A 19094-nucleotide genomic window follows, 5' to 3' on the forward strand; every position below is an offset into this window, starting at 1 on the left:
CGTCCAGCGCATGATCCGAATCCGAATGGGTAGAAAATGGCCGGCCATCGCTGGCCATTTTTCATTGCGGCGACTCACAACCCCGTCCTCACCCCCCACAACTCCGGAAACAACACCACATCCAGCATCTTCCTCAAATAAGGCGCGCCGCTCGTCCCGCCAGTCCCCTGCTTGAACCCAATAATCCGCTCAACCGTGGTGACATGCCGGAACCGCCACTGCCTGAACGCATCCTCGAGATCCACCAACTCCTCGGCCATTTCATAAAGATCCCAGTACTGCGAAGGATTCCGGTACACCTCGAGCCAAGCGGCCTCAACCGAAGCATCGTGCGCCATCGGCAACGACCAATCGCGAGCCAAGCGCTCCGGCGCAATCGCAAACCCTCTCCTCGCCAGCAAACGTACCACTTCGTCATAAAACGAAGGTGCCTCTAAAGTCGCCTTAACCTGCGCATGAATCTCCGCGCGATGCTCGTGTGGCTTCAACATCTGCGCATTCTTGTTGCCGAGCAGAAACTCGATCTGCCGATACTGATACGACTGAAACCCTGAAGAAGCGCCCAGATAAGGCCGCATCGCCGTGTACTCGGAAGGCGTCAACGTCGACAACACATTCCACGCCTGCACCAGTTGCTCCATGATGCGCGACACGCGCGCCAACTGCTTGAACGCCGGCGGTAACGCATCGTTATGCACGTTCGCGAGCGCCGCGCGAAGCTCGTAAAGCGCGAGCTTCATCCACAACTCACTCGTCTGATGCTGCACGATGAACAGCATCTCGTTGTGATCGGGCGACAAAGGATGCTGCGCATTGAGCACCGAATCGAGCGCTAGATAATCGCCGTAACTCATCGACTTCGAGAAGTCGAGCTGCGCATCATGCCAGCCGTCGCCTTTCTCCGAAGCAGCGGAAGAAGGCGCAGCGCCATGCCCGAGCGGACAGCCGCCACGCGGCGCATCGCCATCGCCATTCGACTCCGGCATCCCCGGCACCTGCATGTGATCGTTCATCGAGAGACTCCTCAGGTCACCGCGCCGCGCGCTGCGAATTCGGGCTTGCGCCACTGCTCGGTCGCGAGCACGTCACGCAGCGTTTCCACCGCGTCCCACACATCCACGTAACGCAGATACAGCGGCGTAAAGCCGAATCGCAACACACGCGGCTCGCGATAATCGCCGATCACGCCGCGCGCGATCAGCGCCTGCATCACCTCGAAACCATGTGCATGCTCGAAGCTCACATGCGAGCCGCGCAGCGCATGATCGCGCGGCGTGACGAGCGTGAGGCCGAATGCCTCGCAACGCGTCTCGACCAGTTCGATAAACAGATCGGTCAACGCCAGCGATTTGCGGCGCACGGCCTGCATATCGGTTTGCAGAAATACGTCGAGGCCGCATTCCACGAGCGCCATCGAAACGATCGGCTGCGTGCCGCACAAGAAGCGGCCGATGCCGTCGTCGGGGCGATATTCTGGATTCATCTCGAACGGCTTGCGATGTCCCCACCAGCCCGAAAGCGGCTGCGAGAACGCATTCTGATGACGCTTAGGAACCCAAACGAATCCCGGCGAACCCGGCCCGCCGTTCAAATATTTATACGTGCAGCCCACCGCATAATCGGCGTTCGCGCCGTTCAGATCCACCGGCACCGCGCCCGCCGAATGCGCGAGATCCCACAGCGCGAGCGCGCCTTGCGCGTGGATATGCTCGGTCAGCGCGCGCATGTCGTGCATCTCGCCGGTGCGGTAGTTCACATGCGTGATCATCGCCACGGCCACGTCGTCGCGAATCGCCGCCGGCAGTTCCGCAGGGTCATCGACGAGACGCAGTTCATAGCCGCGATCGAGTTGCTCGATCAAGCCTTGCGCGATGTACAGATCGCTCGGGAAATTCGAGCGCTCGGAAACGATCACGCGCCGCTTCGGATCGCGCTCGTTCTGCACGCGCAGCGCCGCCGAAAGCGCCTTGAACAGATTGATCGAAATCGTATCGGTCACGACCACTTCGTCGTCTTCCGCGCCGATCAGCGTGGCGAGCTTGTTGCCGAGGCGGCGCGGCATCGCGAACCAGCCCGCGCTGTTCCAGCTACGGATCAGGCCGTCGCCCCATTCGCCGCCAATCACGGCCTGCGCGCGCGCGGCCGCGGCCGTCGGCGGCACGCCGAGCGAGTTGCCGTCGAGATAAATCGTCTGCGGCGCCAGCGTGAATTGCTCGCGCAGCGCGGCGAGCGGGTCGGCGCGGTCGAGCGCCAAAGCTTCGTTACGGTCGTTCATGAGCGATATCGGAAAAGCCTGCGAAAAAAGGTTAAAACGCGAAGGATTAAAGCGCGAAGGGTCAAAGCGCGAAGGGTTAAAGCGCGCGCAGCACGGCGCGCACGGGGCTCGCATCGAGCGTCGCGAATTTGAGCGGCAGGGCGATCAGTTCGTAATCGCCGGGCGCGATGGAATCGAGCACCACGCCTTCGAGAATCGCCATGCGGTGCGCGCGAATGCGGTGATGCGCGTCCATCGTTTTGGATTCCTGCGGATCGAGCGAAGGCGTGTCGATGCCGATCAGCGTCACGCCGCGCGCGGCCAGCAAGTCGACGGTTTCCGGCGCGACGGCGCAAAACGCACTGTCCCAGCGATCCTGCGGCGCGCTCGCATAGGTGCGCAGCAGCACGCGGGGCGGCACGCCGTCCAGCGCGTGCGCAACGTGCTCGGGCAACACCCGCGGCGCCGCGCCCAGGCAATGAATCACGCGGCACGCGCCGATGTACGTTTCCAGCGGCACCGCGCCGATGGGCGCGCCTGCGGCGTCGTAGTGCAGCGGGGCGTCGGTGTGCGCGCCCGTGTGTGGCGAAAGCGTTACACGCGCCACGTTCACCGGCGAGCCGGCTTCCATGCGCCAGACGCGCTCCACGCTCACCGGCGTATCGCCCGGCCAGACGGGCGTTTCCGGCTGTATCGGCGGGGAAATGTCCCAGATGGGCTTCATGTCAAGAAAGGGTCTCGTGGTTCTTGTGCGGCGATGTTTCGAATGATAGGCAAGCCTGCGCGAAATGTGCTTGCGAAAAAAACGCCGCAAACATCGGTTCTTGGCACATAATTTGTAACAAGACGGGAATGGAGACCAAATATGAACGCAATCTCGCTGGATGCTACCGATTGCCGTATTCTCGCCGTGTTGCAGAACGAGGGGCGGATCAGCAATCTCGATTTAGCGGAGCGCATTTCGCTCTCGCCTTCGGCGTGCTTGCGCCGTTTGCGGCTGCTGGAAGAACAGGGTGTGGTGGAGCGTTATCGCGCCAGTTTGAACCGGGAGATTCTCGGCTTCGAAATGGAGGCTTTCGTGCAGGTGTCGATGCGCAACGACCAGGAAAGCTGGCACGAGCGCTTCGTCGCGGCGTTGCGCGACTGGCCGGAAGTCGTAGGCGCGTACGTGGTGACGGGCGAGACGCACTATCTGCTGCGCGTGCTCGCCCACAATCTCAAGCACTACTCCGATTTCGTGCTCAACAAGCTGTACAAGGCGCCGGGCGTGATGGACATCCGCTCGAACATCGTGCTCACCACGCTGAAGGTGGAGGCGGGCTTGCCCGTCGATCTGATCGCGCAGCGCGAGCCGAAGCCCGCGCCGCTCGACGCGCGCTAGGTTTTACCGCGTTTCAAGGCGCGCGGAGCAACTTGCCCAACGCCGCCGTTCAAAGCGAAGTCAATTGATGGAACGCGCCGCCGTGGAACACGAGCGGCGCGGCTTCGTCGCCGTCCTCGCGCACGCCGCAGCGCTCCACTTCGCCGACGAAGATCACGTGATCGCCTTCGTCGTAGCGGCTGCGGTTATGGCACTCGAACCATGCGATGGCGCCGTCCAGCACGGGCATGCCGGTGTCGCCGGCCGCGTGCGAGACGCCTTCGAAGCGGTCCCCCTTCACGGTCGCGAAGCGCTTGCACAGGTCGAGCTGCGACGCCGCGAGCACGTTCACCACATAATGGCTGTTCGAGCGGAACACGGGCATGGAGGCCGAGCGCGTCGCGAGGCTCCAGAGCACGAGCGGCGGCGTGAGCGAGACCGAGTTGAACGAGCTGGCCGTAATGCCGATAAGCTGGCCGTCGGGCGCGCGCGTCGTGATGACGGTCACGCCGGTGGCGAACTGGCCGAGCGCGCGGCGAAACGCGGCGCCGTCGAAATTGGGCGGGCTGGCGCGGCGCGTCATCGGCGAACGCCTGCCAAAAGCGGGCACGCGCGGCGCGCGCAACAAGCCGTCATCAGGGCGAAAATCGGATTGGACATCATGTGGAAATTCGACGAATTGTCCCAATTTTAACGAAATCCGCTGGAAGGCGGCTCGCATTGCCTTTGCCGCCGTGCGGGATTCGGGGCGCATCGGCGCCGATTTCACGTTTTCAAGGAGCGAACAGCATGAGTCAAACAGTCGAAACGGCCACCCTGGGCGGCGGCTGCTTCTGGTGTCTCGAAGCGGTTTATCTGCGCGTGGACGGCGTGGAAGCGGTGGAATCGGGCTATGCGGGCGGTCACGTCGACCACCCGAGCTACGAGCAGGTCTGCGACGGCGAAACGGGTCATGCCGAAGTCGTGAACGTGCGGTTCGATCCGGCGAAAATCGGCTATCGCGAGATTCTCGACATTTTCTTCGCGATCCACGATCCCACCACGCTCAACCGCCAGGGCAACGACGTGGGCACGCAGTATCGCTCGGTGATCTTCACGCACTCGGAGGCGCAGCGCGAGACGGCTGAGCAGGCGATTCGCGAACTGGCGGCCGAAGGCGTGTACGACGGCAAGATCGTCACGCAGGTGCTGCCGCTCGACGGCAACTATTTCCCGGCCGAGGCGTATCACCAGAACTACTTCGCGCAGCATCCGAATCAGGGCTATTGCTCGTTCGTGGTCGCGCCGAAGGTGGCCAAGTTCCGCCAGAAGTTCGCGCACCGGCTCAAGCCGGAATAAGCGCGCCTGCCCGCTGCCGCTGCCGCTGCCGACGCGAGGCGGGCGCTCAGCCTTCCTCGCGCGTGGCGGTTTGGGGCGTGTCGCCGTTATCGGCCGCATTGGCCGCATCGGGCGCCGACGCCGATGTGTCTGCCGATCGCGCATCGGCGCCGCGATCGTCCGACCCCTCGCCCGCAGCCTGACTTTCCTCGCGCAGCCGCGCCATCCCTTCGGCAATCGCCCGCGCGAGCTTCGCGCAGGTGAGCGGCGCCGATCCCTCCGCCTTGTTGTTCGTCGTGATGAGCACCGGCTGGCCCGCGAGCGCGTAGCGCGCGGCCAGCTCGGCGAGCGTGTCGCGCGTGTGCGGGTCTTCGTCCACGAGTTTGTCGAACGGCTCGTAGCGCGCCTTCGCCTGCTCGTACTTGAAGCCGCTGTGCAGGCTCCAGCGCACGATCAGCGGGCCGGCGGGCGCTTCGCCGTCCATCAGCGCGAGCGCGGCCGCCTGGCGCAACGGGTCGGGCATGCGCGCGTGCAGGCCGACGCAATAGCGTACGCCCGCCGCGCGCAGCGCGCGCACGAAGCGCGGCGTGAGCAGGATCGAATCGCGGATTTCGACGGCATAGCAAGGGCCGTCGCCGCCTTCGTCCGGCACGGGCAGCGGCGGCAATTCCGCGAGGAACGCGGCCAGCTTCTCGACGAACACGACCGGATCGGCGAGCAGTTGATCGGGCAGCGGCGGGAACTGAAAGACGAGCGCGCCCGCTTTCGCGCCCAGACCCGCGAGGCACGGCTCGACGAATTCGCGCGCGGCCAGTTCCGCGTCGAGAAAGCACGGATTCGCCGAAACCGGTTCGCCGCGTTCGCCGCGCACGCTGGCGTCGGTGATGAGTGCGGGCGCCTTCACGATGAAGCGGAAGGAATCGGGCACCTGCTGCGCGTAGCGCAGATAGTCGGTGACGGTGAGCGGCGCGTAGAACGAACGGTCGATGCTCACCGAGCGCAGCAACGGATGCGCGCCATACGCCGATAACCCGTCGCGCGCGAGTTTGGACTGGCTGTAATCCTCGCCGTAGACAATGCCGCGCCAGCCCGGAAACGACCACGACGAAGTGCCGAGCCGCACGCTCGCGGGCAGATCGGCGGCGAGTTCGAGCGTTTCCGGCGTGGCGACGGCGGGCAGCACGCCACGGCCTTTGCGCTTGGCCGCGGCGGGCTTGCCGGCGGCGTTGTCAGCGGCGTTGTCGGTGGATGGACCGGCGGCTTGGCCTGGCACGGCAAGCGTTGCGTCGCGCGCGGGCTCGGGCGCCGTGAAGCCGAACAGATCGGGCGTTGCCGATGGCGGTTCGGCGCGCGTCGCCGGTTTGGCCGAGGCCGCGCGGCGCGGGCTTTGGCGCGGGCCTTGCGCGCCCGCGCGGTCGGCGGAATCGGCAAAGTCGCCAAAAAGATCGTGATGCCCGTCGTCGCGTTCGTTCATGCGCTTGCGGTGGTTTCCAGAAAGCCGCGCCTTGCGCCACGGCGCGGCGGCGGATCGGCACGAATCTCCAATCCGCCGCCGCCGCTGCGTTAGAGCGGCTTGTCGTACATGTAGCGGCGCGACCACGGCAGCGTTTTCGCGCTGCGGCCGGCCTTGCGGCAGACGATCTGGTAGATCGAGACGTCGTCGTGTTCGAACGCGTAGGCGCAACCGGCCAGATACACGCGCCAGATGCGGAACTTCTCGTCGTCCACGAGCTTCTTCGCTTCCTCGGCGCGCGCCTCGAAGTTTTCCGCCCAGATTCCGAGCGTGTGCGCATAGTGACGGCGCAGGCTCTCGACGTCAACCGCTTCCAGGCCGCCGCGCTGCGCCGCTTCCAGCGCGAGGCCGATATGCGGCAGCTCGCCGTCGGGGAACACGTAGCGGTCGATGAATTCGCCGCCGCCCAGCGCCGTTTCGCCCGAATCGGCGTCCGAGGACGTGATGCCGTGATTCATCGCCACGCCGTCGTCGGCCAGCAGATCGTGGACCTTGCGGAAGTACGCGGGCAGATTCTTGCGCCCCACGTGCTCGAACATGCCCACGCTCGTGATGCGGTCGAACTGGCCCTGCACGTCGCGATAATCCTGGAGGCGAATCTCGATGCGGTCTGCCAGGCCCGCCGCTTTCACGCGCGCCGTGGCGAGATCGAACTGATTCTGCGAAAGCGTCACGCCCACGCAGCGCGCGCCGTACTTTTGCGCCGCGCGCAGCACGAGCGCGCCCCAGCCGCAGCCGATATCGAGCAGCGTCTGGCCTTCCTCGATCTGGATTTTCGTGAGGATATGGTCGATCTTCTTGCGCTGCGCGGTGGCCAGGTCCTCGTCGCCGTTCTCGAAGTACGCGCACGAATAGACCATGTTTTCGTCGAGCCAGAGCCGGTAGAACTCGTTGGACACGTCGTAGTGATACTGAATGGCCTTCTGGTCCGTCGACTTCGAGTGCGTGAAATAGCGCTTCACGCGCGCGAGCTTGCTGGCGCTCGTGACCGTGTTGCGCGCAAGCCCGTAGCTGATGTCGATGATGTCGGCGAGCTTGCCCTCGATGTCGATCTTGCCCTTGACGTAGGCTTCGCCGAGATTGTCGAGGCTCGGTTCGAGCAACAGCGGCAGCGCCGACGCGCTGTTGACCTTCAGCGTGACCTGCGGCGCCGCGAAGTGCCCGAAGTCGAACTGCTGGCCGCTCCACAACACGAGGCGCGCGGGCAGGTTGGCCTTGTTGCGCACTTCCTCCACCCATTGCGCGAGTTTTTTCTCCCAGAACATGCGTTTTTTCTCCTGTGTCGATGCGAAAGGCAAAATCGAATCAAGCGGCGAAGCAGGCCATGCAGGCCGCGCGAATCGCGAACGCCGGGGCGTTCCGGGCGATGCGTGCGGCGGTGAGACAAAAACGGGTGGCGCGGCGGCGCGATGCAACTTCGGCGGCCGCCGCGCGCCAATCAATCGGTCGGAATCAAATGGCCGAGTTCAAGTGGTAGCAATCAAGCGGTAGCAATCGAGCGGTAGCAATCGAGCGGTCGCAATCGACCGGTCGATACGGACGTGCGGCGTTCGAGCGAGTCGGGCGATGCGGGCCGGCCCGGCGCGCTTGCGCTGCATTTACGGCGCAAGGCGCTCGATGCGCCAGCCGGAGCCGCCGCGCGCGTCGCGCGTGTAACGAATGCGGTCGTGCAGCCGCGAAGGGCGGCCTTGCCAGAATTCGATGGACTGCGGCACGAGCCGGTAGCCGCCCCAATGCGGCGGGCGCGGCGGGTTCTCGCCGAACTGCGCGCCGATCTCGCGCTCGCGCGCTTCGAGCGCCTCGCGGCTGGCGATCACGGCGCTCTGCTCGGACGCCCATGCGCCGATGCGCGAGCCGAGCGGGCGCGAATGAAAATACGCGTCGCTTTCGGCTTCGCTCGTCAGTTCGACCTTGCCCTCGATGCGTACCTGGCGTTCCAGCTCGATCCAGTGAAACAGCAGCGCCGCGTGCGGATTGGCCGCGAGTTCGTGGCCCTTGCGGCTTTCGTAATTGGTGAAGAACACGAAGCCGCGCTCGTCCACGCCCTTGATGAGCAGGATGCGCGCGGCGGGGCGGCCTTCGGCGTCGACGGTGGCGACCGTCATCGCGTTCGGTTCGGGCAGCCTGGCGTCGAGCGCCTGGGCGAACCAGGTCTGGAACTGGCGGATCGGGTCGGCGTCGACGTCGGCGGTGTCGAGCGAGCCGAGCGAATAGTTCTTGCGGAGATCGGCGAGAGTCGTCATCTTTTATGCGGACACTTCAATTTGAGGCAAGTATAAGGGAGCGGCGAGGATTGCATCGCCGGCCGGTTCGCGGCCGATTTCGGGCCGCGCGCGCCGTTTGGGCGTGATCAGGCAAAATACGGGTCTTGTGAGGATCGTTATTGCGCGGAATCAAGCAAAATTCAGCGCCCGAACGGTTCGCTTTCGACTTGCCACCGTCTTATGCCCCGCACTCCGATTTCCCCTTCCGCCGGTTCCGCCGATCTTACCGCGAGCCTGGCCGCCGCAGCCGCCGATCGTGCCGAGGTTGGCGATGGTGCCGATGGTGCCGGTAGCGTCGCTGCCGCCGATGTTTCCGCTGGTGCCGATGCCGTCGATCGTGCCGCTGGTGCCGATACTGCCGATGCCGCCGATCGTGCGGCGGGTGCCGCTAGCGCCGATGCCGCCGACGTCGCCGCTAGTGCCGATCGCGCCGCTGCCGCCACTGCTGCCGATACCGTCGACGCCGCCGACCACGCGCGCCGCTTCGGCGGCGTCGCGCGGCTCTACGGCGCCCCCGCGCTCGATGCGTTCGAGCGCGCCCACGTGGCCGTGATCGGCATCGGCGGCGTGGGCTCGTGGGCCGCCGAGGCGCTCGCGCGCAGCGCCATCGGCACGCTGACGCTCATCGACCTCGACAACGTCGCCGAAAGCAACACCAACCGCCAGATTCACGCGCTCGACGGCAATTACGGCAAGCCGAAAGTCGAGGCGATGGCCGAGCGCATCAAGCTCATCAATCCCGCTTGCGACGTGCGTCTCGTGGAAGATTTCGTGGAGCCGTCGAATTTCGACGCGCTGCTCGGCGCGGGTTTCGACTTCGTGATCGACGCCATCGACAGCGTGCGCACCAAGACCGCGCTGATCGCGTGGTGCGTCGAGCATCGCGTGCCGCTCATCGCCGTGGGCGGCGCGGGCGGCCAGCTCGATCCCACGCGCATTCGCATCGACGACCTCGCGCTCACGATCCAGGACCCGCTGCTTTCGAAAGTGCGCGGCCAGTTGCGCAAGCAGCACGGGTTTCCGCGCGGGCCGAAAGCGAAGTTCAAGGTGAGCGCCGTGTATTCCGACGAGCCGCTGATCTACCCGGAAGCGGCCGTATGCGACATCGACGCCGAAGCCGAGCACGTGAGCACCTCGCCCGGTCATCAAGGACCGGTCGGGCTCAATTGCGCGGGGTTCGGTTCGAGCGTGTGCGTGACGGCGAGCTTCGGCTTCGCGGCGGCGTCGTATGTGCTGCGCGCGATCGCGCACCGGGCGGCGAAGCGTTGACGCCCGGCGTTCGCGTTTGAATTCTGCGCCTTGATTTCGCGCCTTAATTTCGCGGCCGAAGTTCGCGTTTGAATTCCGCGTTTGAATTCCGCGCCTGAAGTTGGCGCCTGAAGTTCGCGCTCGGCGTCAGCGTCCGGATCGGCGCCCGAAGCGAACGCGGGAAACGCAAAAGCGTGCCGCCGGCGGCACGCTTTGCATCACGATGTTGCGAGAGAACGCGCGAGCGGACCCACCATCCATCCATCCACGCGCGGCACAGCTTGTGGTTTATCGGTTATTCGACGGCTTCCGCTTCGCGCAGACGCGGCAGCAGCCGGTCGAACTCGCGGCGCACGAGGCCGTAGCATTCGCAGGCGCGCGCTTCGAGGCGGTTGCGGTCGAGAATGCGGATCTTGCCGCGGCTGTGGTGAATCAGGCCTTCGTCGTGCAGCTTGCCCGCCGCTTCCGTGATGCCCTCACGGCGCACGCCCAGCATGTCGGCGATCAGTTGCTGCGTGACGCTCAGCTCGTCCGAATCCACGCGGTCCACTTCGATCAGCAGCCAGCGGCACAGTTGCTTGCTCAGCGAATGATGCCGGTTGCAGGCGGCCGTTTGCGCGACCTGCGTGAGCAGCGCGTGCATGTAAAGCAGCATGATCCGGCGCAGGAAGTCGGAGCGCGCGAACTGTTGCTTGAGCGCCTGGGCGCTCATGCGGTAGGCGAAACCCGCGCACTGGACCTGCACGCGGCTCGGCATGGTTTCGCCGCCCGTCAGCACGGGAACGCCGGTCATGCCTTCGCGGCCCACCGCCGCGATTTCAACCGAACTGCCGTCCTCCATCGTCGAGAGCATCGAGATGATCGCGGTGGTCGGGAAATACACGTGATGGATGCGCTGACCACAATCACAGAGCAGTTGCTCCGTGCGCAGATGAACGAGTTCGAGATGCGGAGCCAGCGCCTGCCACTCGTGCGAGGGCAGTGCGCCCAGCAAATGGTTGCCGTGCAGATCGGATTGAAGGGTCAACATGATTTGGTCCTCGTATGAGGCGGCATGTGCCGCCTCCTTGTTTTTTCTGATTCCGTCCGCCGAACTTGTCGTTATGCGCCGCTTCCCGGATTGGCTATGCGTTCGTCGTGCCGGCCCCATAAGCCTCACCGTCGTCTCGCGATCTTGTTTGTCGACGTTTGCGCCGGTGCGGCGATGACTACTTAGCAGAGGCTATGCCAGCAATAGCGAAAGTGAGGAAGCATGCGGTTCTTCACGGCGTTCGCGATTTTCGCTGCGGCGCAACGCCGCTTTTTTGTTTCAGTTTTGTACATCGCCCCTGGCGCGCGAGAGGCGAAGCGCGCCCCCTTCTTTGCCCCGAACGCCTTATTGCGCCTGGCGCTGCGTGCTTCTGAAGGGGGTGTCGAAAAATGAGTCCTCGCTGAAACATGCGGAGCGCCGCCCCTTGGCAGCGTGGCGTTCCCGCTCGTCCCGCCGCGCGGTTTTGATTCAAATCTGTCGCGGCGCTATCTCCGCGAACGCGAAAACGTTCGGATGTGAAACATGCCGCCGCGCGGGGCTCGCAACGCTTCGTGCGCCACCGCACATAGCGGCCCGCGCGCGCGGGTTCGCCGCGAGTTCGTGCAGGCTCGTCGCGCGGGTCGGTAAGTTGGCGGCCGCCGATTTCAAACTTTCCCGAGCACGCGAACTGTGTGGGAACGCGTACAGATGCGCGCGCGCCGTCGCGCTCAAATGTGCCTGGTACGCGGTCCGATCAAGAGACCGCCCATTTCCACTCGGGGAGTTATTGCATGAACAACGTCGTGACGCCTGCCGCCTTGCTCGCTGCAACCCATGAGGACGATGCCGCGCTCATCGTTCAGCCCGTCGTGCTCGCGGGCGGTTCGGGCACGCGGCTCTGGCCGCTCTCGCGCGAGCATTGTCCGAAGCAGTTGATCGATCTGCTCGACGGCGAGTCGCTGCTCGAAGCCACGGTGCGCCGCCTGGACAGCGTGTATGCCGATGCCGAACGCGATGCGCCCGGCGCGCATCCGTCGCCCGCGATGCGCCCGGCGCAGTGGGTGCGCAAAGCCGCGCCGCTCGTCGTCAGCAGCGAAGACCTGCGCCATCTGACCGCCGACCGCCTGGGCCGCAGCGGCATGGCCGCGCGCTTCGTGCTCGAACCGCTCGCGCGCAACACCGCGCCCGCGCTCACGGTCGCGGCGCTGGCCGCGCAGGGCGACCACGATCCGATTCTCGTCGCCATGCCGGCCGATCATCTGATCGCCGATCGCGCCGCCTTTGCCGCCGCGGTCGAAGAGGCCGTGCAGCATGCGGCGCGCGGCGCCATCGTCACGCTCGGCGTGCCGCCGCAGCGCGCCGAAACCGGTTACGGCTACATTCGCGCGGGCAAGCCGCTCGGCGACAGCGGCGCGCGCAGCATCGAGCGCTTCGTCGAAAAGCCCGATGCCGAACGCGCGGCGAGCTACGTCGCTTCGGGCGATTACCTCTGGAACAGCGGCATTTTCGTGGTGCGCGCCTCGGTGTGGCTCGTGGCCATCCGCAACAGCCAGCCGCTCATCGCGGCGCAGTGCGAAACCGCGTTCGACACTGCGAAGACCGACGCCGACGGCACCGTGCATCTGAACCGCGACGCGCTCGCCATGTGCCCGTCCGATTCGATCGACTATGCGGTGATGGAATCGCTCGGCGCCGAGGCGCGCTTCCAGGACAACCCGGCGGGCGTGGTCGTGCCGCTGCGCTCGGGCTGGTCCGACGTGGGCGCGTGGGACGCCGTATGGCAGGTCTCGCAGAAAGACGCGAACGGCAACGTCGCGCGCGGGCGCGTGTTGTTCGAAGGCGCGACCGAAACCTTCGCGCATTCGGACGGGCGGCTCGTCGCCTGCGTGGGCGTGCATAACGTGGTGGTGGTGGAAACGGCCGATGCCGTGCTCGTCGCCGCGAAGGATCGCGTGCAGGACGTGAAGGCGATCGTCGGCAAGTTGAAGGCGCAGAAGAACGAGATCGCGAGCCAGCACCGCCGCGTGGAGCGCCCGTGGGGCTGGTACGACTCGGTGGATCACGGCGAGCGCTTCCAGGTCAAGCGCATCGTGGTGAAGCCGGGCGGGTGCCTTTCGTTGCAGATGCATCATCATCGCGCTGAACATTGGATCGTCGTGCGCGGCACGGCGCGCGTGACGCGCGGCGAGGAAGTGCTGCTGCTCTCGGAAAACGAGTCGACTTACATCCCGCTCGGCATGAAGCACCGGCTCGAGAATCCGGGCAAGACGGCGCTGGAATTGATCGAGGTGCAGTCGGGCTGCTATCTCGGCGAGGACGACATCGTGCGCTTCGACGATCAGTACGGCCGCGTGCCGGGCTGACGAGCGCACGAAGCCGCGCCGAAAGCCGCGTCAAAAGCGGCGCAAGAGCCGGAAAAAAACGCAGGGGAAAGAGGGGAGCGTGGGGGACGTCGCGCAGCGTTGCGCGACGTCTTTCATGCAGCGTGTTTAATTCAACGTCGCGCTCAGCTTGCGGCGCCATTCGCTCACGAGTTCGGGCTGATGCGCGGCGAGATCGAACACCGAGAGCATCGTTTTGCGGCCCACGTCGTCGCGGAAGGTGCGGTCGCGCTTGACGATTTCCAGCAGATGTTCGAGCGCGCCCGCGTATTTGCGGCGCGCGATGAGCGCGTTCGCGAGATCGAAACGCGCTTCGAGATCGGCGGGGTGGTTTGCCACCTGCGCTTCGAGCGCGTCGGTGGGCGGCAGATCGGCGGCGGCGTCGAGTGCGTCGAGGCGCGTCTTGAGCGCGTTGAAACGCGCGTCGATGCCTTGCGTGGTTTTCGGCGAAAGCAGATCGACCTCGTTGCGGGCTTCGTCGGCGCGATTGTCGGCGAGCAGCATTTCGATCAGGTCCATGCGCACTTCGTCGTTGCCGGGCTCGAACGCGAGCGCGGCTTTGAGCGCTTCGTAGGCGTCCTCGCGGCGGCCTTCGGCGAGCGCTTCCTGGGCGGCGCGGCGCGCGGCTTCGGCGCCATCGGGAATCAGGCCGTCGAGGAACTGGCGCAGCTGGCCTTCGGGCAGCACGCCGACGAACTGATCGACCGCCTGACGGTCCGCGAACGCCACTACGTGCGGAATGCTGCGCACGCCGAAGTGCGCGGCAAGCTCCTGGTTTTCGTCGACGTTCACCTTGACGAGCTTCCATTTGCCCGCGTACTCGGTTTCGAGCTTTTCGAGCATCGGCCCGAGCGATTTGCACGGCCCGCACCAGGGCGCCCAGAAGTCGACCAGCACCGGCGCATTGGCCGACGCCTCGATCACGTCGTTTTCGAAAGTGGCAAGCGTAGTGTCCATGGCTTCCTCGTGTTGATGTCGGTGTCCGTTGCCCGTTTAGATGGGGACGAAGCGGCGCGGCTTCAATACTGCCGCCCCGGAAGCGGCTTCAAGGCCGGCTTCAAGGCCGGCTTCAAGGCCGGCTTCAAGGCCGCTGCGCTTCGATGTCGTTTCAGCTACGCCGTGACGGCGTCTCAATGCGGCGGCTTCTTTTCCGGCAACGGAATCCACTCCGTCTCCCCGGGAACCTTCCCCATTTCCTGACGCGTCCATGCGGCCTTCGCGGCCTCGATCTTCTCGCGCGAACTCGCGACGAAATTCCATTCGATAAAGCGCTCGCCGTCGAGCCGCTCGCCGCCGAGCAGCATCACCCGTGCCCCGTTTTCGCTCGACAGCGTGACGGTTTCGCCTTCCACGAGCGTCGCCATGGTGTGCTGTTCGAGCGGCGTGCCGTCGATCGCGAGATCGCCTTCGACGAGATAGACGCCGCGCTCCTCGTGCTCGGGTTCCAGCGCGATGACGCTCCTCGGCGCGAAATCGGCGGCCACGTAGAGCGTGCCCGAGAACGTGGCGACCGGCGAAGTCGCGCCGAACGCCGTGCCCGCGATCACGCGCAGCGTCACGCCGTTGCGCGCGATTTCGGGCAGCGTGGCCGCTTCGTGATGGAAGAACGACGGTTCCACGTCTTCGTGATCGAGCGGCAGCGCGACCCAGGTTTGAATGCCGTGCATCGTGAGGCCGGTCCGGCGTTCTTCGTCGGGCGTGCGCTCCGAATGCACGATGCCGCGTCCGGCCGTCATCCAGTTGACGTCGCCGGGCAGAATCTTCTGCGCCGAGCCGAGACTGTCGCGGTGCATGAGCGCGCCGTCGTACAGATACGTGACGGTCGCGAGGCCGATATGCGGATGCGGGCGCACGTCCACGCCCGCGCCCGGCGCGAGCGCAGCGGGGCCCATGTGGTCGAAGAAGATGAACGGCCCGACGAGGCGCGCGGCGAGCGCGGGCAGCACGCGCCGCACATAGAGATTGCCGATGTCGCGCTGATGAGGCTTGAGCACCGCTTTGATCGATGAGGACATGAACGCTTCCTTGACAGGTCGGACGGCACGAATGCGTGATGAGACGCGAGGGCGCGCGGCGGGGGCGCGCCAGCAGGCGCCCATTCTAACGCCGGGCCTCGCGGCATGCCGTCAAGGCAGAAAGGCGCGACGTCAGCACATCGTAAGCGCTACACTCGCAGATTCGACAAAAAGGAACGGGAGCGGGGATGTCGCCGAAGGACTTGTTGCTCGCGCTGGTCGTGGTGCTGGCGTGGGGCGTGAATTTCGTCGTGATCAAGGTCGGTCTGCACGGCGTGCCGCCGCTGCTGCTCGGCGCGCTGCGCTTCGCGCTGGCGGCGTTCCCGGCGGTGCTGTTCGTGAAGCGCCCGAAGCTGCCGCTGCGCTGGCTGATCGCTTACGGCGCGACCATTTCGTTCGGCCAGTTCGCGTTTCTTTTCACGGCGATGTACGTGGGCATGCCCGCCGGTCTCGCCTCGGTCGTGCTACAGGCGCAGGCGTTCTTCACGCTGGTGTTCGCGGCGATGTTCCTCGGCGAGCGCTTTCGCGCGCAGAACGTCGTCGGTTTGCTGATCGCGGCGGGCGGCCTCGCGCTGATCGGCATGCAGTCGTCGGGGTCGGGCGCGCTCGGCATGACGGCGGCCGGTTTCGTCCTGACCTTGTGCGCGGCGTGTTCGTGGGCGCTCGGCAACATCGTCACGAAGAAGGTGGGCAAGGTCGATCTGGTCGGACTCGTGGTGTGGGCGAGCCTCGTGCCGCCGCTGCCGTTTCTCGTGCTCTCGTACTTCATGGAAGGGCCGCAGCGCATCGGGGCGGCGCTTTCCGGCATCGGCGCGACTTCGGTGGGCGCGATCGTCTATCTCGCGTTCGTTGCCACGTTGCTTGGCTACAGCCTGTGGAGCCGCCTGCTTTCGAAGTATCCGGCAAGCCAGGTCGCGCCGTTCTCGCTGCTCGTGCCGATCGTCGGCCTGGCTTCGGCGTCGCTGCTGCTGGGCGAGCAACTGACGGCGGCGGAAATCTACGGCGCGTTGCTGGTGATGGCGGGGCTCGCGGTGAACGTGTTCGGCGGCTGGGTGAAAGCGCGGTTGGCGGGCGCGCGTTCCTGACGGGGTGTTTTACCGGCCGTTCGCCCAAGGCGCGGCCGTCGTCCGATGAAACAAGAAACGCCGCACGAATGCGGCGTTTTTCGTTTGCGGCGACGGCTTCGCCTACGTCATGCGACTCTTCGCCAACGGCGGATTCGCCGCGAAATAGCGCTTGATGCCCTTCATGATCGCATTGGCCATCTTGTCGCGATAGGCGTCGTCGTTCAGGCGCGTTTCCTCCTCGGGATTGCTGATGAACGCCGTTTCCACGAGGATCGACGGAATGTCGGGCGCCTTGAGCACGGCGAAGCCGGCCTGCTCGACCGAGCCCTTGTGCAGATGGTTGATCTCGCCCACTTCGTTGAGCACGAAGTTGCCGTAGCGCAGCGAGTCGCGAATCTGCGCCGTGGTCGACATGTCGAATAGCGCGCGATTCACGGCGGCGTCGGCGGTTTGCACGCTGATGCCGCCGATCTGGTCCGACGAGTTTTCCTTGTTCGCCATCCAGCGCGCGGCGGCGCTCGACGCGCCGTGCTCCGAAAGCGCGAACACCGACGAACCGCGCGCCGAAGGCGTCGTGAAAGCATCGGCGTGAATGGAGACGAACAGGTCGGCGCCCACGCGCCTCGCCTTCTGCACGCGCACGTTGAGCGGCACGAAGAAGTCGGCGTCGCGCGTCATCATCGAGCGCATGTTGGGCTGCGCGTCGATCTTCGCGCGCAGTTTCCTGGCGATGTCGAGCGCGACGTGCTTCTCGTAGGTGCCCGCGCTGCCGATCGCGCCCGGGTCCTCGCCGCCGTGGCCGGGGTCGATGGCGACCGTGAGCAGGCGCGTGGTGCCGCCCTTGGCGGATTTGGGCGCGGTGAAGCCGTAGTCGTCGTCGCTGGAGTCGTCGTCGTTGCCGTTGTTGCCGTTATTGCGCTGGGCGATGACGGGCGCCTGCGGCCTGGGCACGGCCGGTTTGGGCGCGCGCGGCGCGATGACAGGTGGCACGGCGGGCGGCACAGCGGGCGAGGGCTTCGCCGCCCCCGCGTCGTTCTGCGCGTAGCGCTGGAAGAACGCGTCGCTGTTGTCGTGCGCGGGCGGCGCGGCGTTGACGCCGGCGTTCGGCCCGGCGAGCGTGGAAGGCGGCGCGGACTGCGCGTTGTCCTTCATCGCCTCGTGCGCGTCGAGCTGCTGCTGCTTGCGCTCGGTCTGCGCGAGCAGATCCATGAGCGGGTCGGGCGCGACGGCCGGGTACAGGTCGAACACGAGCCGGTACTTGTACGAGCCCACGGGTTGCAGCGTGAACACCTGCGGCTTAACCGAGCCTTTCAGGTCGAACACCATGCGCACGACGTGCGGCTGATACTGCCCGACGCGCACCGCCTGGATTTGCGGATCGTTCGGCGTGATCTTGGAGACGAGATTCTTGAGCGCGTCGTCGAGATCGAGCCCGTTCAGGTCGACGACCAGACGGTCGGGGCCTTGCAGCAACTGCTGCGAATTGGCGAGCGGCTGATCCGATTCGATGGTCACGCGCGTATAGTCGCGCGCGGGCCACACGCGCACGCCGAGCACGGATGCCGCCATGGCGATGCGCGGCGCGGCGAGACCGAGCAGGAGCGAGGAAGCGCCGGCCTTGAGAATTTGCCGGCGACGCCAGTTGTGCGTGGCGGTGGCCGCCGATTCGATCGAGCGGAACGGTTTGATCAACATCTTTCTAGACATGCCTTTCCTGATGCGCTGTATGCATACGCCGTCAGCACGCGGCCTTCGCCGCTTGCATCCGGTTCGAGCGAGAACACGAGATCGGGCACGCCGAGAAGGCCGCCCGCGCGTTGCGGCCATTCGACGAGGCACACGGCATCTTGCGCGAAATAATCGCGAAAGCCCGAATCGGCCCATTCGGCCGGATCGCTGAAACGGTACAGATCGAAGTGATAAAGCTGGAGGTCGCGGCCTGCCTGGCTCGCACCGCCGGGCGCCGCAATCGTGTAGGGCTCGACGAGTGTGTAGGTCGGGCTGCGCACGCGCCCCGCATGACCGAGCGCGCGCAGCGCGGCGCGCACGAGCGAGGTCTTGCCGGCGCCGAGATCACCGTGCAATTGAACGTGCAGTCCGTGAAACGCGTTGACTTCGCTTGCCGCGTTCGTGCCGCCATCGCGCAGCGCTTCGATCGCGTGCGCGAAACGCGCGCCGAATGCGTCGGTGGCCGCGGCATCGGCAAGGTCGAAGCGGCGTTCGAGCAGAACGCTGGCACCAGCGGGCAGCGTTCCAGAAGCGTGGTCGTGACCGGACGTGTCGGGCATTTCTTTTAAAACTGTCGTGAGCGTTTGTGCGTTGCAGCGTACCACGCTCAGCAACATCCGTTCCGTTTAGATTCAACAGCTTGGATGTTAACATGCAGAAACTGGTTTAGCGCCATGGGAGCGCGCTTCCGTTTGTAACGAAATATCGAAAATCGCCGTATCTTTCTGAACGATTACACGTGCGTTGAACTGGGGCGGTACATCGTGACGCTTGGAACCCAGGCCTACGACACCGCCGAACAGACCGAGAAGCTCCAGGCGCGTATCCGGGAGCTGGAAGCACGCCTGCGCACGACCGGGAGCAGCGCATGAGTCCGCCCGTTGCCGTTGCGCTGATTACCTGGGCGATCTTCGCATGGCTTGCCGTCGCATTCATCC

Annotated in this window: 18 protein-coding genes and 1 pseudogene; 6 read left to right on the forward strand and 13 right to left on the reverse strand. The window is 65.5% G+C overall.

From position 1 onward, the window contains the following. Positions 1-74: 74 nt before the first annotated feature. The 3 genes from kynA to kynB all read right to left on the reverse strand — a co-directional run bounded on the left by kynA (position 75) and on the right by kynB (position 2978). Positions 75-1013 carry a tryptophan 2,3-dioxygenase gene (kynA, locus tag U5805_RS30780; RefSeq protein WP_322107270.1) on the reverse strand — a complete coding sequence of 313 codons (939 nt, stop codon included), beginning with the start codon at positions 1011-1013 and terminating at the stop codon, positions 75-77. Positions 1014-1024: 11 nt separating this feature from the next. After that, positions 1025-2275, reverse strand: a complete 1251-nt coding sequence (kynU, locus tag U5805_RS30785) for a kynureninase (RefSeq protein WP_322107271.1) — start codon at positions 2273-2275, stop codon at positions 1025-1027. A 76-nt stretch (positions 2276-2351) separates the two neighbouring features. Next, complete coding sequence (gene kynB, locus U5805_RS30790) at positions 2352-2978, reverse strand: arylformamidase (RefSeq protein ID WP_322107272.1); 627 nt, start codon at positions 2976-2978, stop codon at positions 2352-2354. A 141-nt stretch (positions 2979-3119) separates the two neighbouring features. Here kynB and U5805_RS30795 point away from each other — a divergent pair, with 141 nt between their 5' ends. Next, the gene (locus U5805_RS30795; RefSeq protein WP_322107273.1) at positions 3120-3635 is read left to right on the forward strand and encodes an Lrp/AsnC family transcriptional regulator; all 516 of its coding nucleotides are present in this window, start codon (positions 3120-3122) and stop codon (positions 3633-3635) included. 49 nt (positions 3636-3684) lie between these two features. Here U5805_RS30795 and U5805_RS30800 read toward each other — a convergent pair whose 3' ends face one another. Then, on the reverse strand, positions 3685-4197 hold the full coding sequence (locus tag U5805_RS30800; RefSeq protein WP_322107274.1) for a flavin reductase family protein: 513 nt from the start codon (positions 4195-4197) through the stop codon (positions 3685-3687). 206 nt (positions 4198-4403) lie between these two features. Between U5805_RS30800 and msrA the strand changes: the two genes are divergently transcribed. After that, positions 4404-4952 (forward strand): peptide-methionine (S)-S-oxide reductase MsrA, encoded by a 549-nt coding sequence (gene msrA / locus U5805_RS30805; RefSeq protein WP_322107275.1) that lies wholly within the window; start codon positions 4404-4406, stop codon positions 4950-4952. 46 nt (positions 4953-4998) lie between these two features. Here msrA and U5805_RS30810 read toward each other — a convergent pair whose 3' ends face one another. The 4 genes from U5805_RS30810 to U5805_RS30825 form a co-directional block, all read right to left on the reverse strand. Continuing rightward, positions 4999-6531 (reverse strand): DUF72 domain-containing protein, encoded by a 1533-nt coding sequence (locus U5805_RS30810; protein ID WP_415914693.1) that lies wholly within the window; start codon positions 6529-6531, stop codon positions 4999-5001. Continuing rightward, positions 6495-7709, reverse strand: a complete 1215-nt coding sequence (locus tag U5805_RS30815; protein ID WP_322107277.1) for a cyclopropane-fatty-acyl-phospholipid synthase family protein — start codon at positions 7707-7709, stop codon at positions 6495-6497. Before U5805_RS30815 ends, U5805_RS30810 begins: the two co-directional genes overlap by 37 nt. 333 nt (positions 7710-8042) lie before the next feature. Further along, positions 8043-8687 carry a pyridoxamine 5'-phosphate oxidase gene (gene pdxH / locus U5805_RS30820; RefSeq protein WP_322107278.1) on the reverse strand — a complete coding sequence of 215 codons (645 nt, stop codon included), beginning with the start codon at positions 8685-8687 and terminating at the stop codon, positions 8043-8045. A 150-nt stretch (positions 8688-8837) separates the two neighbouring features. Further along, positions 8838-9251, reverse strand: coding sequence for a hypothetical protein (locus U5805_RS30825; protein WP_322107288.1), 414 nt, complete (start codon positions 9249-9251; stop codon positions 8838-8840). Here U5805_RS30825 and tcdA point away from each other — a divergent pair. Then, positions 9174-9977 (forward strand): annotated as a pseudogene (gene tcdA / locus U5805_RS30830) (tRNA cyclic N6-threonylcarbamoyladenosine(37) synthase TcdA); the annotation flags it as partial. The gene U5805_RS30825 and the pseudogene tcdA sit on opposite strands and share 78 nt — an antisense overlap. Positions 9978-10251: 274 nt before the next feature. Here tcdA and U5805_RS30835 read toward each other — a convergent pair. Continuing rightward, positions 10252-10986, reverse strand: a complete 735-nt coding sequence (locus U5805_RS30835) for a Crp/Fnr family transcriptional regulator (RefSeq protein WP_322107279.1) — start codon at positions 10984-10986, stop codon at positions 10252-10254. A 222-nt stretch (positions 10987-11208) separates the two neighbouring features. On the opposite strand from U5805_RS30835, the gene U5805_RS30840 reads away from it, so the two are divergent. Then, the gene (locus tag U5805_RS30840) at positions 11209-11379 is read left to right on the forward strand and encodes a hypothetical protein (RefSeq protein WP_322107280.1); all 171 of its coding nucleotides are present in this window, start codon (positions 11209-11211) and stop codon (positions 11377-11379) included. A 377-nt stretch (positions 11380-11756) separates the two neighbouring features. Then, entirely contained in the window at positions 11757-13328 is a 1572-nt protein-coding gene (locus U5805_RS30845; RefSeq protein WP_322107281.1) for a mannose-1-phosphate guanylyltransferase/mannose-6-phosphate isomerase, read from the forward strand. A 126-nt stretch (positions 13329-13454) separates the two neighbouring features. On the opposite strand, the gene trxA is transcribed toward U5805_RS30845, so the two are convergent. After that, positions 13455-14303, reverse strand: coding sequence for a thioredoxin (gene trxA / locus U5805_RS30850; RefSeq protein WP_322107283.1), 849 nt, complete (start codon positions 14301-14303; stop codon positions 13455-13457). Positions 14304-14476: 173 nt separating this feature from the next. Continuing rightward, positions 14477-15361: a pirin family protein gene (locus tag U5805_RS30855; RefSeq protein ID WP_322107284.1), complete on the reverse strand. Its 885-nt coding sequence runs from the start codon at positions 15359-15361 to the stop codon at positions 14477-14479. Between the two features lie 188 nt (positions 15362-15549). Here U5805_RS30855 and U5805_RS30860 point away from each other — a divergent pair, with 188 nt between their 5' ends. Continuing rightward, the gene (locus U5805_RS30860; protein ID WP_322107285.1) at positions 15550-16446 is read left to right on the forward strand and encodes an EamA family transporter; all 897 of its coding nucleotides are present in this window, start codon (positions 15550-15552) and stop codon (positions 16444-16446) included. A 102-nt stretch (positions 16447-16548) separates the two neighbouring features. Here the strand turns inward: U5805_RS30860 and U5805_RS30865 are convergent, their stop codons facing one another. Both U5805_RS30865 and tsaE read right to left on the reverse strand, forming a co-directional pair. Next, on the reverse strand, positions 16549-18135 hold the full coding sequence (locus U5805_RS30865) for an N-acetylmuramoyl-L-alanine amidase (RefSeq protein WP_322107286.1): 1587 nt from the start codon (positions 18133-18135) through the stop codon (positions 16549-16551). Next, on the reverse strand, positions 18117-18716 hold the full coding sequence (tsaE, locus tag U5805_RS30870; protein WP_322107287.1) for a tRNA (adenosine(37)-N6)-threonylcarbamoyltransferase complex ATPase subunit type 1 TsaE: 600 nt from the start codon (positions 18714-18716) through the stop codon (positions 18117-18119). The genes U5805_RS30865 and tsaE overlap by 19 nt, the downstream gene beginning before the upstream one ends. Positions 18717-19094: the final 378 nt, after the last annotated feature.

Source organism: Paraburkholderia sp. J41 (assembly GCF_905220235.1).
In the GTDB taxonomy this organism is placed as follows: Bacteria; Pseudomonadota; Gammaproteobacteria; order Burkholderiales; family Burkholderiaceae; genus Paraburkholderia.